We start from the raw sequence: 13,162 nt of genomic DNA on the forward strand, positions 1-13,162 counted from the left end.
TTGGTTGGTTTGTTTAGACAGTTGTTTTTGGGAAAAAGACTATATACCGGACTGGCGCTAATAGCCGTGGTCTTTTTCTTGTCCTATTGGTTTTGGGTGTTGTACCCCATTGCCCTGTTTTTAGCAGCCATGCTGTTGGTGTTGTTTGTGGTGGATTTTTTATTGATTTTCGGGAAAAGGGAAGGGGTCTTGGGTAAAAGGGAGCTTCCAGAGAAGTTTTCCAACAGTGATGAAAACGAAGTAGAAATTACACTCGCCAACCGGTACAGCTTTCCTCTTCGGCTTTTTGTTCTGGATGAAATACCGGAACAGTTTCAAAAGCGGGATTTTGGGTATTTTGCAAGTTTAGCTTCAGGTGAAACCCGGATAAGCTCTTATGTCCTCACTCCTAAGCAACGGGGGGAATACCGATTCGGAAGCCTTCACGTAGTTGCTTATGGACCTTTGGGGCTTGTTGCCAAGCGTTACAGTTTTGATGACAGCCAGATGGTCAAGGTATATCCGTCCTTTTTGCAAATGAGGCGATATGAGTTTTTGGCTTTCAATGCACTGAAGCGGGAGCATGGGCTTAAAAAGCTTCGGAGGTTTGGGCAAAGTAGGGAATTCGAGCAAATCAAACCTTATGTCACAGGAGATGACCTTCGCAATCTCAATTGGAAAGCTGCTGCCAAATCGGGGAAATTGATGACCAATCACTACCAGGAAGAAAAATCCCAGCCGGTGTATTCCATCATCGATTTGGGACGGGTGATGAAAATGCCTTTCGAAGGGCTCAGCTTACTGGACTACGCGATCAACAGCAGTTTGGTTTTTTCCAACATAGCACTTAAAAACGGGGATAAAGCCGGATTGGCTACTTTTTCAAATCAGATAGGCCCCGCCTGTGAAGCCAACCACCGGCCTACCCAGCTTCTGTCAGTGATGGAATTGCTGTATAATATTAAGACGGGTTTTCCCGAATCGGATTTTGGCAAGCTGTACAGCTGGGCAAGAAAAAAGCTGGGTCAAAAATGTTTGTTGATGATTTATACCAATTTTGAACATGCAGGAGCCATGAGGCGTCAGTTACCGTTTCTCAAAGCGTTGGCCAAGCACCATTTGGTCTTGGTTGTGATTTTTGAAAATCACCTGCTCGAGGAATTCTCGGTCCAGCCTGCCGATACTCTTTCGGGAATAGTAGAGAAAACCATTGCTGCCAAGTTTATTTATGACAAAAGGCTTATCGCCAAGGAACTGAATCGGCATGGGATACAGACGATCCTCTGTGCCCCTCAGGAGCTGAGCATGCAGACCATTAATAAATACATGGAGATAAAGGCCAAAGGGTTGATTTGAAAGTCTGGTTTTAGGTGGTTCTATACCTCTATTTTATTATTTTACCGGCTCAACCCCAATAACCTATGCGCATTCCACCGAAGTCCCTTCTACCGGCAATCTTCCTGACGCTGACATTTTTCTCTTGCCAACCTACTAAAACAGAAACAGTCAAAGAAACTGCTGAGGATTCCAAGAAGCCAAGGACAATCGTTACCACTGATGGAGAGATTGACGATGTGGATTCTTTTATCCGCATGCTCCTTTATGCCAATGAATTTCAGATAGAAGGCTTGATTTATTCCTCTTCCATGTGGCATTACAAAGGTGACGGGAAAGGGACGCTTTTCACTTCGGAGATGGAAATGACCAAAAAAATGTATGGAGCTATTCCTGATTTGCGTTGGCCGGGAGTGGAGTGGATGAATCCACTGTTGGATTCGTATGAGGAAATTTATCCAAAGTTAAGTCAGCATGCTGATGGTTTTCCTACAGCTGATCATTTGAGAAGTTTGGTAAAAGTTGGGAATATTGATTTCGAAGGAGAGATGGAAGAGGATACTGAAGGGTCGGATTTCATAAAATCCAAGCTGCTGGATGATGATATCGAGCCTCTTTACTTGCAGGTTTGGGGCGGTACAAATACCATTGCCCGTGCTCTGAAATCAATTGAGGATGATTATAAGGACACTGACGAGTGGAAAAGCGTGTACAAGAAAGTGACGGACAAAGCAATACTATATGCGATTCTGGATCAGGATGCTACCTACCGAAAGTACATAGCTCCCAACTGGCCGGATCTAAAGATTTTCTATAATTCCAATCAGTTTTGGTGCTTTGCTTATCCGTGGAAAAGTGCTGTGCCTGAGCCGCAGCATTACCTTTTTGAAGGGGATTTCATGGGAAATGAAATTATAAACAACCATGGCCCATTGCTAAAGCACTATTACAGCTATGGCGATGGACAAAAGCAAGAAGGGGATGATGAACATATTCACGGAGATCCCACGAAACTTCAAAATGCGCAGTGGGGAACTTTTGGAATGTATGATTTTATTTCCGAAGGAGATTCACCTGCATATCTTCATCTTATCGATGTGGGTTTGGATAATTTGGACAATCCCCAATGGGGAGGCTGGGGAGGGCGACTCGCCCAATCTGCCGAGCAACCCAACCGCTGGGAAGACGGGGAAGGAGTCATGGATTTCAATCCTTTTACCGACACCCTAGATGCTACCTATCCACAGATTCGCTGGGTGGAGGCTATCCAGAAGGATTTTGCAGCACGGGCAGATTGGTGTGTGATGGATTATGCTGATGCAAATCATCCTCCCGTGGTGAAAGCGGTCGGAACACATTTGCCTTCGGCAAAGGCAGGTGAACGTATAACCCTTTCTGTGGAAACTTCCGATCCGGATGGAGATGGGTTGGAAATCCTATTTTGGATATACAAGGAAGTAGGAAGTTATGCCGGCGAAGCGAAATTAATACCCGAAGGGAATACGGTTCAGGTTCAGCTTAACCAGAGTGGAAAAGGTCTACTTCACGTAATCGCTGAAGTCAAAGACAACGGTGTTCACCCAATGACGAGGTATCAGCGGTTTGTGATTGAGGTTGATTGAAAGATTGGAAAATTGTAAAATTCTGGCACATTTGCGGGTGCTCAAAGAATTCAATCACCTTAACCTTAAAGCCTCTCCTTCAAATTTGACCCCTTCCCAACCTGACTGCATGAAATTCCGGATATTTTGGTGATCCGTTCCATCGGGATTTTGTAAGACATCTTTTCGGTAATAGTCTCCAAAAAGTGTCAAAGTCTCTGTCGGAGTTAAGTCATGGAGCTTTGCAAAGAAAAAGACCTTACAGCTGCCGTTGTTTTGCCCTGCCTCGTTTACTGTTGTTCCATTCAAAAATCGGGTGGGAGTAAATTCGTAGAGGGCATCTATGTGAGCAATCACTTCAGAAAAAGAAATGGTTGCGGGGGCGTTTTTGATCTGGTCTAAAAGATTCATAAAATTTAAATTTAAACGCAAGATGGGGATTTTCCGGAAAAAATCTTTTAGTCTCTTCCGTTCCATGAATCCAAGTTATAGAATAAAAATTGCGCCTTTGCGCCGTAGTGGGAGTTTTTTAATTCTCAGGCCTGCCCAGATTCTCAAAAACCACCAATCCATCTTTTCCCGCTACCACGATATCTTTCCAGCCATCCTCGTTTAGATCCGCAATCGAAAAATAAAGCCCGGATCCTTTGCCTTCGCCAAGTGGTCCATAGCTGATTATATTTTTGGTAAATGAAGTTCCGTTCCATTTGAAATAATATAAACCTGCATAATCTTTTCCACCCGGATCTTTCCCGTTATGTGCCCGATAGCGCTTGCCGGTGACCAGTTCATTTTGACCGTCATTGTCTATATCCACCCATTCCATCGTGTGGTATTGGGATTGGAATGGATCTATTTCATGTTTTATGAAGCTGATTTTATTTCCATCCTTCTTTTGCTCCAGCCAAAATAATCCGAATCCATGTGCCTGACCGACGATTAGGTCATTCAATCCATCTTCATTCACATCTGCGACGATCATCGGGATACTTGCATCGCCCAACTCAAAATCGGCATGGTGAATCCATTTTCCTGTTTTTAGGTCTGCAGGGGCCTCTAGCCAGCCGTCGGAAATAATCAGATCGCCCCGTCCATCTCCATTGATGTCGCCGAAGCCCAATCCATGGCCTTGCGTATCATGGACCGGGAATTTTTCGAATTGATTTGGCCCCGTCTTCTTATAGTAGGCGAGTGCTTTTCCGGGAGTATTTGGAACAATCTCCAATGCGCCATCCCCATCAATATCGAATCCTCTCGTCGTTTCAATATTTCCTGTTTGGGCGATCTCATGGTTTTTCCATTCACTGCCATCACCGGGATTCTCTTTCCAGACTAATGTGCCTTCAAACCATCCTCCGGTGATAAAATCCATTTTCCCATCCTCATTTACATCCATGGGAATGGTGGAGAAGTCCTCGTAGTATTCTCCGTAGCGCTTCACCTGACCGATCAAAAAGCGGTCGAGGAATTTTGGGCCTTTATACCAATAGCTACCCGATACCAAATCCAATGTGCCGTCATTGTCTACATCAAATACTCCGACAGATTCCGTGCTTTCGAAAGCGATTACCTGCTTCCTGAATTTGACGGTGGTTTCCTGCGCCGAAGCGATTAAAGGAAGGGAGATCATTAGAGGCAATACATAGTTAAGTAAAGTCATAGGGTCGGCTCTTGTTTTAATCTTAGGCGGATGAGTTATATGGAACTCCAATTGTACTAACGGGATTGTCGTTAAAGGTTAAAGGATACGTCATTGCGAGCGAGGTACGAGCGCGGCAATCCGGTTGTTTGAGGTTAAAGGATTAAGGGTTAACCATTAACCGTCAATGGAACTGAAACCTCGTAACCAAACTTTTTGACTGACCACTGACCACTGACCACTGACCACTGACCACTAACCACTGACCAACTGACCACTACTTCTCCATCGGATGTGCTTTCAGCAATTCGGCCGGTTGGAAGAATCCCGTGTGGTCCTTGACTTCTTCCCTTACTTTCTTCACCAGATCCGGAGAGACAGCCGAAGCGGAATTTCCAAAGGAATTTCTCACGAACGTCAAAACGGCCGCCACTTCGGAGTCGTTCAACATACCCTCAAAAGGTGTCATTGGCACCTGTCCCGGATAGTCTTTTCCTAGTACGGTTATAGGTCCCATCATCCCTTTCAATACCAGTTTTATCAATCGCTCTTCACTGCCGGTCACCCAAGGGGTACCTGAAAGTGGCGGAAATCCAGATGCTGTGAGTCCTTGTCCATCCGGCTGGTGACAAGTGCTGCAGAAGCCTTCTCGTGCGTAGATTTCTTTACCCAGCACAAAAAGCTCTCTATCTGAGCCAGTCAGTGAGGATTTGACGTCTTCTTCTTTTTTCTCTTTCACAGAAACGCCGGAAATATGTGCCACCGCAGCTTCATAAGCAGGAGTAATCCACTCTTCCATCTCCGTACCTTCCGCGACCGATAAAACTTGAAGTCCTTCTACGCGCGGCATCCAGGATGCCGCTACTATCGCTTCAAGACGTACACGTCCGTTTTCATCTTTTATAGCTTCAGTCATCAACTCTTTTTGATTGGATACCTGATGGCCTGTGTAGCGAAGGACTCTCACTGCAGCTGCCCTGGCCCGGTAATCTTGGGCTTTTAGTAGCTGCTTCAGCAGATCCTGATTTACCTTATTGATGCCCCAGCTTACCCATAGTGCTTCCAAGAGGTGATGTTCATATCTTGGATCATTCTTATCCAGCTTGCTTGCCCAATCGGCCACAGCTTCCGAAACTTCGGTTTGATCCCTTCCACGTAGTTCCCTGCGTGTTCTGTAGCGGGTTCTATACTCGGGTAGTTTTAGATTTTCCATCAACTCCGAAATGCTTGCTCCGTCGATTTTAGCCGGAGTCACCAATGGTCTGGATGGATAGGTGATTCTATAAATTCTTCCATGCTGATGATCCCGCAGAGGATCGCGGGCATTATGCTGCATGTGACCGATCAGGATATTGTGCCAATCTACCACGTACAAGGAACCGTCAGGTGCAATTTCCATATCTACAGGACGGAAATTCCTGTCTGTGGATGTAAGCAGATCCTGTCTCCATTTGGTCGAAAATCCGATTTCCTCATCTATCATTTGGTGCTGCTTAGTCCCAAGAAACCCAATGGTATTGTTGATGATCATATCGCCCTGCACATCGTCAGGGAAATGTCTACTTGAGATAAATTCCAAGCCGGAAGTCGGTCTTACCAAATGATCTTTTTGAATAAGGTTTGCACCTTTGTTTGTGGCATTTCCATAGCGCGGCAAGACGGATCCCGGTTGCATCCAGTTTACATTCGGTCCGGAAGTTTCTGCATAGAAGTTCTGTCCCCACTCATCAAAAGCTATCCCCCAAGGGTTTGGAATACTTACCTGAGCTACGCGCTCCAGCTTATGCCTGCTTGGTGTGTATCTGTAAAAACCGCCATTTGTCGCACGGACAGTCCCATAGGAAGTTTCCACGTTACTATGAAGGAATACCCCCTCTGCCATATAAATCGCTCCGGATTCATCTGTGGTAAAAGCTGAAATCGCATGATGTGTGTCATGATCGTCAAACCCGCTTAGTAAGATCTCCTTGCGATCGGCTTTATCATCATTATTGTCGTCGTAGAGAATGATTAGGTTGTTTCCCTGAGACACATACACCCCTTCCGGAGCCAATTCAAATCCCACAGGTATATGAAGGTCATCTGCAAAAACCGTTTCCTTATCTGCTTTGCCGTCATTGTTGGTGTCTTCATAGATCAACAGCTTATCTGCCGGTCTGGAATCTCCCGGCTTGTAATGTGGGTAGCTTGGCATGGTGGCCACCCAAAGCCGTCCTTTGTTGTCAAATGAAAGCTGAACGGGATTTGCCAGATTTGGCCAGTCCTCTTCGGAGGCGAAAAGCTCGATTTTATATCCGGGAGCTACTTTTAACTTGGCTAAGGCTTCTTCTCCGTATAGATATTCCAAACTTCCGTTTTGCTCCGGATTGTAGTTGGTTTCCACTTCCGGGAGTTTCTTCGTTTTGGCATCGGCAGCCACAAGATCTTTCTTTTCTCCCTTATTCGCCATCCAGATTGCAGTATCTCTGATTGCAGTCAACTCACGGATTTTTTCCAATTCAAAAGGGTAATTGTCGGGTCCGAAAGGATCGTATCTTCTGCCAAAGACGTGAACACCGTTTGGTATTTTGTAGTCATTTCTCCAAAACCAGTTTTTCTCCTGCACAGCCTCATGAACCAATGCCCTATTCGCTTCATTTTTGATTTTTTGCTTCCCGAAAATCTCATCTGCCAGCAGCACGGCCAGTTTCTGATATCCCGCCTCATTCAATTGCGAACCATCGATGGTCAGGTCTTCATCCGTTTCCAGATACCATTGCTTGCTTGGAGTATATGCATCCACAAACATCACCCGGTTTTTTGCTGCAATTTCCCGCATGGCTACCGTGTAGAGATTTAGGTTTTCATTTTCTGTTTTTCCGTTAGGCACATCTATCTTTTCGGACAAGTCCTCGAAAGCAATGGGAGAGACGATGACTAATTTGGGAGAAAGTGTGTCGTGGTATTTCTGGCGCAGCGTATGCTTGATGAACGCATCAAGTTCTGCCTTGTAATTTTCCAGCCCGTCTACTCCCTGAAATGATTCATTGTACCCAAAGAACGAAATAATAATGTCTGCTTGTAGTCTGGTCAGCCATTCGTCAGGTTTTTCCAGATGACCTTCGCTGCCTGAAGGAGTGGCATATTCATCCTGAAAAGCTTCCGCGCCCGGAAATGCCCAAGGATCGTTGGTTCCGGATCTAGGTCTAAAGCCGGGAGTGTCTCCGGGATCTGAAAGATTTCTGATGTATAGGTTTTTGTCAGGATTTCTGAGTTGCATCTCTGTTTCGAAGCTTCCATAATCCATCATTCTAGACCCCAGATTGTTTCCAATAAGAGCAATTCGGGCGTTGGGCTTTAATTCAACGGTCTCTTTTTGGCTGCATTGAACTGTGAGAACTCCCAGAATAAGTAGGAGAAAGAGTGGGAAGGGATGTTTTTTAAGCATGGGTTACAAATGGTTGTCACTTTTTTAGTGTGAAGCGGAATATGGCAAATTCCGACAATGATATTATGTTCTTTTTGTAGAAGAACAAAGTTTATTTTTACCGAAAAGGGTATTGGTTGATTTGCTTACTCAGTTTATATGAAATGTTTTTAACCACGGTGGACACAGGGGTGTTCGCAGAGGACGCAGTCTGGAAGAGTTTCCATCCACCTGCTTCCTATAGGGTAAAAGTCCAAGTTCATTAGATTTAGCACCTAATTTGCCGTAAGCAAGAAGTCGAAAACCTATTTCCAAGTACATTTTTATCCCCATTTCCGCCTCCCTCATCGGCATGCGGAAGCCCCAATTCATAATTGTTTTTTTACATCCAAATAGCTACTCAACTAGTTAAGAAGGTTTTGCCCGGATGGCAAAACCTTCTTTTACCCTGATTATTAAAAATGTCAAAAAGCAACTTTAATAATCCTATTCAATCCATTTAATGGAATGATTTTTATTATCCTTAATACCCTGGATTCTGAATCAGATTCTTGTTGTTTCTAATCTCAGCAGTAGGGATAGGGAAAAGCAATTCGCGTTCTTTAAGCGTAGGACCGTATACAAATTGATGACCTACATATTCCTCAAATTCCAATGTTTTGGCATTAAATCCTTTTCTGATTCTGACCATGTCAAACCATGTTTTATTCTCATAAGACAACTCATGGAATTTTTCTCTCCAAATCGCTTCCCGGAAATCGTCTTTGGAGAGACCGTTTAAAGGAGCTAATTCAGCCCTCGCTCTGATTTTATTGACGGCAGTATAAGCCTCACTATTGGGACCGTTAGCTTCATTGGAGGCTTCCGCAAAAATCAAAAGTACCTCAGCAAATCTCAATATAGGCCAATTCATGCCGCTACTGGTGGTATTTGTTTGAGCTACCTCATCAAAATGCTTGTAGATGTAATAATCGCCAAGTTCCAGTGTTTGGGATCTATCGTCCCTGAGAGTATAGCTGGTATAATAAAATTCTTTTTCAGCAGCTCTTTTGTCACCGTTTTCGTAAGATTTCACAAATTCTTCCTGGGCAAAAATACCCCCGGTTTCGGAGCTGTAATTTGATATACCCCTGTTGTAAGGAATAATGGATACCTGCCAGCTAGAAGGCAGAATATACGCTGCAAACTGAGCCATAAAGATGTTTTCGCCTAGGTTTTTCATCGATGGATCATGTAGATCATCATAGGATGTAAACAAGGAGAATACACCTGAGTCAATTACTTCTTTTGATTTGGCTGCTGCCAGTGAGTAATATTCTGCACCTTTCTGAAGTGGGTAGCCCGCCATTGTCAGATAGACAGATGACAATAGTGATTTTACAGCCCCTAGAGAGGCACGTCCGCTTGTATCTCTCATAGGAAGGCCTGAGTCTTCAGCATCCTGTAGATCCAATACGATTTGATTGTAGACATCTTCCGGATTTGCCGGAGGAGCAAATAGATCCTCAGAAGTCAGGTCAATGGGCTCTAAAGTCAATGGGATATTGCCAAAAATTCTCACTAAATTAAAATAGTAGTAGGCTCTCAGGTATTTCGCCTCGCCGATTAATTTTTGCTTCTCGGCTTCATCCATTGTTATTCCCGGGATCTTGGCAATTGCAATATTTGCGTTGGCAATGCCTTTGTAATAGCTGGTCCAGATGGTTTGGCCATATCCATTGTCGGAATTGTTTACAAGGTCTTTCACGAAAAGACTATTCTGGGCTTGCCCTAACTCCGTGTCAGCAAGACCGGTGGCAAATTCTACCATCATCCATGGGCCTCCGCCAAATCCACTGGACATAACGGGTTGTAAACCTTCATAGATAGAATTTACCACACTTTTTGCATGCTCGGGTTTGGTGAAATAATTGTCCAGAGTGAAGTTTGATTTGTCACTTTCGTCCAGAAAATCAGCACAGCCGGCCGCTGAGATCAATAAAGCAGCTAGGGATATTTTTTTTATATATAGTTCTATACGTTTCATAATTCTGCTAATTAAAATTTACAATGTGATACTTACACCAAGCATAAACACTCTAGGCTTAGGGTAGGCGTAGAGATCCACTCCCTGATCAAATGCAGCCCCTGAGGTGGATACTTCAGGGTCATAACCGTCGTATTTAGTAGAGAGAAAGAAATTCTGTACAGATAAATAGGCTCTCATTCTTGCCAGATTCATTCTCTCCAAAGTCTGAGGTAGGAAGTTGTAGGAAAGCATTAGGTTCCTTCCTCTGATAAATGAACCGTCCTGTACACGGTCAGAATCATCGTTTGTGTTGTATCCGGCAGTCAGAGGTCGGATTTGGGCGATGTTTGTTTCCTGATTCTCCGGAGTCCAAGCGTTCAGCACAGTTTTGAAACTGTTGGCAATACCTGTCCTATCCTCGGCAGAATGCTTGCTTCTAAATATTACGTCATTGCCATATGTGTACTGTAAGTCCACCAACAATTCGAAATTTTTATAAGTAAACGTGTTGGCAAATGTCCCAAAGCCATCCGGTATGCCTTTGCCTATAACTACCCTGTCGGCATCATTGATGATACCATCTCCATTCACATCCCTGTACTTAATGTCCCCGGGGCGTTTGTTGTATTGTGCTGCGGTAGATTCTTCGCTGATATTCCAAGTGCCCTCATGGATGAAGCCAAAGAAGGATCCCACAGATTCGCCTTTTCTGACGATGGTAGAGCCTAGGAAAATATCCGAGCCACCGGCTAATTCCAATACTTCATTTTTGTTGTATGAAAAGTTGAAATTCGTACTCCAGGAGAAATTTGCTTTTTCAAAATTGACAGTGCTCAGACCAATTTCAACCCCTTTGTTTATCATGCTTCCTATATTCTGACTTACTACTGTATAGCCGCTACTGGATGGTACAGGAGCGCTTAGTAGCATATCATCAGTGACTTTTCTATACAAATCGACCTCAAACATTACGCGGTTTTGGAACAATCCTAATTCCGCTCCAATATCAAGTTGAGTTGTTTTCTCCCAGCGTAGATCCGGATTGGCTAATCTGCTGATGCCAATTCCAATTTCCCGCTGGTCATTGAATATTACCGAATAATTGCCCATGCCGGCAAGCGCCTGATAAGCTGTAATTTCTGAATTTCCCGTCACTCCCAAGCTGGATCTGAATTTCAGATTGGAAATCACTGAGCTGTTCATCAGGAAATTTTCGTCCGATGCTCTCCATGCAAATGCCGCAGATGGGAAAAAAGCATATTGGTTGGATTCTCCAAATTTGGAGGAGCCATCCACCCTACCTGTGAACGTAAATAAATACTTGTCTTTCAAGGTGTAATTCAAACGGGAGAAGTAAGAATTAAGCCCATATGCTATATTGCCGGATTGAGGCTGGATGGCATTTGCACCGGCTCCCAGATTGTTGAACATGAAATAATCATCCTGAAAATTCTGTGCTCTGGCTGTGGAATTAAATCTGTCGACATGCTGCCAAGAAATACCGACCATTCCATTGAAAGCATGATTTTCATTAAAGGTTTTGACATAGGTAAGGTAATTCTCAAACTGCCAGGAGTTAAGTCTGTCATTAAAAATAGAAGCGTCTCCACCCTGATTTCTAGCGATATAGTTCAGTTCTCTGCCTCCATAGTAGTCAATCCGTTGATTCACAATATTAGCAGAGATATTGGATCGTAGTTCAAGTCCTTTTGCCAGAAAAAAGTTAGCATAAATATTCCCCAATACCGTCTGGGTATTTACTAGGTAAACCCGCTCTTTTGCCACTTGAAGCGGATTGTTTCCACCTTCCATTCCCGGATAATCTGCATTTCCAGCCCAGTTTCCGTCAGGATATCTTACCGGAATGATCGGCAGTGCTTCCAATACTTGACGCATGGCTATAATTCCTCCATTTCCCAGTGGGTCTACCTGGCTTTCTTTTTGGTCATTGTAACTTAATCCACCTCCTACTGTTACCCAGTTCTTCAGCTTACTGTCAAAGACAAACCTCCCTGAAAATCTTTTCATCCAAGACTCTTTCATCAAGCCATCTTCATTTCTGTAACCCAGATATGCCCCGTAACTATCGTCTTGATTTCCCCCGGTTAAGCTAAGCTGGTGGTTTTGGGTGAAGGCTTTTTGAAAAGATTCATCTTGCCAGTCAGTATCGTAAAGCGGGTTTCCATTGGCATCAAAAAGGTTAGGGTCTGTCCTTTTTAACTTAGGGTCTCTGTAAATTCCATTTGCCCATCCTGTTGGGTCATATTTTTGGGCATTTTGGTATGCCAAATCTTCTGTTGCCAAAAACTCTGCGGAATTCAAAAGAGGAATCTTTTTAGGAAGCACTCCTATGCTAAAGTCTCCGTCATATGTAATTGTTCCTCCTGTTTTGCTTCCTCGCTTAGTACTCACTAAGATTACCCCGTTTGCTCCCCGTGCCCCATAAATTGCTGTTGCTGAAGCATCCTTCAACACTTCTATCGAAGCGATGTCGTTAGGGTTGATATAATCAATCGGTGTACTCCCGTTTGCCAGTCCTGCCGAGTGCAAGATTACTCCATCAATGACATAGAGCGGATCATTTGCAATGCTTACAGAGGTATTGCCTCGTATTCGGATGTTTGCACGTCCGCCGGGCCGTCCTGAATTGACGGAGACATTCACACCCTGTACTCTTCCTGAGAGATTCTGGCTCAGGGATGCAGATGGTCTGTCTCTAAGCTCCTTTTCACCTACAGAACCTACAGATCCTGTCAGATCTGACTTCTTTTGGGTTCCGTATCCGATGACTATTACTTCATCCAGTTCAGCTTCATCTACCGTCAGTGAAATATTCATTGTCTCCGATACGTTTTCGATCAAGATTTCTTTCGTAGTGTAGCCAATGAAACTGATCACCAGTGTTTCGGATGAATTGGCGTCAATACTGAAGGTTCCGTCGCTTTCGGTAACTGTGCCTCGTTGTGAACCTTTTACCACGACAAGTGCTCCAGGAATTGGTTGATGCGAGCCTTGCTCTGTTACTTTTCCTTTTAGCGGTGCCGTTTGACTGTAGCCAAATCCGGAAAGGGAAAACAGGATCAAAAGAAGCCCTGCCTTAAGGGTTTCTCTTAAGTAGATAGTGTGTTTTAGCATTATAGTGAGGTTTATTGATCTTACAATATCATTTTATGCTAAATGTCTTCTGTCCTGCT

General features: G+C 44.1%; 7 protein-coding genes. 2 read left to right on the plus strand and 5 right to left on the minus strand.

Features of this window, described 5'->3' with window-relative positions; all coding sequences use genetic code 11:
* The first annotated feature begins 27 nt into the window (after positions 1-27).
* Both J2X69_RS07980 and J2X69_RS07985 read left to right on the plus strand, forming a co-directional pair.
* A complete protein-coding gene (locus J2X69_RS07980) occupies positions 28-1,335 on the plus strand; it encodes a DUF58 domain-containing protein (RefSeq protein ID WP_310101200.1) in 1,308 nt (435 codons plus the stop codon).
* Positions 1,336-1,400: 65 nt separating this feature from the next.
* Entirely contained in the window at positions 1,401-2,936 is a 1,536-nt protein-coding gene (locus J2X69_RS07985) for a DUF1593 domain-containing protein (protein ID WP_310101203.1), read from the plus strand.
* A gap of 54 nt (positions 2,937-2,990) precedes the next feature.
* Here J2X69_RS07985 and J2X69_RS07990 read toward each other — a convergent pair whose 3' ends face one another.
* The 5 genes from J2X69_RS07990 to J2X69_RS08010 form a co-directional block, all read right to left on the minus strand.
* Complete coding sequence (locus tag J2X69_RS07990) at positions 2,991-3,326, minus strand: HopJ type III effector protein (protein ID WP_310101206.1); 336 nt, start codon at positions 3,324-3,326, stop codon at positions 2,991-2,993.
* A gap of 118 nt (positions 3,327-3,444) precedes the next feature.
* The gene (locus J2X69_RS07995; protein WP_310101210.1) at positions 3,445-4,575 is read right to left on the minus strand and encodes a VCBS repeat-containing protein; all 1,131 of its coding nucleotides are present in this window, start codon (positions 4,573-4,575) and stop codon (positions 3,445-3,447) included.
* 256 nt (positions 4,576-4,831) lie between these two features.
* On the minus strand, positions 4,832-7,981 hold the full coding sequence (locus J2X69_RS08000) for a PVC-type heme-binding CxxCH protein (protein WP_310101214.1): 3,150 nt from the start codon (positions 7,979-7,981) through the stop codon (positions 4,832-4,834).
* A gap of 502 nt (positions 7,982-8,483) precedes the next feature.
* Positions 8,484-9,986, minus strand: coding sequence for a RagB/SusD family nutrient uptake outer membrane protein (locus tag J2X69_RS08005; protein ID WP_310101218.1), 1,503 nt, complete (start codon positions 9,984-9,986; stop codon positions 8,484-8,486).
* Positions 9,987-10,004: 18 nt separating this feature from the next.
* Entirely contained in the window at positions 10,005-13,103 is a 3,099-nt protein-coding gene (locus tag J2X69_RS08010; protein ID WP_310101221.1) for a TonB-dependent receptor, read from the minus strand.
* Between the last annotated feature and the right edge of the window lie 59 nt (positions 13,104-13,162).

It is taken from the genome of Algoriphagus sp. 4150 (genome assembly GCF_031457395.1).
Taxonomy (GTDB): domain Bacteria; phylum Bacteroidota; class Bacteroidia; order Cytophagales; family Cyclobacteriaceae; genus Algoriphagus.

Coding starts and splice junctions, on each gene's coding strand:
- J2X69_RS07985 (WP_310101203.1), top strand. CDS start 1,401: ATGCGCATTCCACCGAAGTCCCTTCTACCGGCAATCTTCCTGACGCTG.
- J2X69_RS07990 (WP_310101206.1), bottom strand. CDS start 3,326: ATGAATCTTTTAGACCAGATCAAAAACGCCCCCGCAACCATTTCTTTT.
- J2X69_RS07995 (WP_310101210.1), bottom strand. CDS start 4,575: ATGACTTTACTTAACTATGTATTGCCTCTAATGATCTCCCTTCCTTTA.
- J2X69_RS08000 (WP_310101214.1), bottom strand. CDS start 7,981: ATGCTTAAAAAACATCCCTTCCCACTCTTTCTCCTACTTATTCTGGGA.
- J2X69_RS08005 (WP_310101218.1), bottom strand. CDS start 9,986: ATGAAACGTATAGAACTATATATAAAAAAAATATCCCTAGCTGCTTTA.
- J2X69_RS08010 (WP_310101221.1), bottom strand. CDS start 13,103: ATGCTAAAACACACTATCTACTTAAGAGAAACCCTTAAGGCAGGGCTT.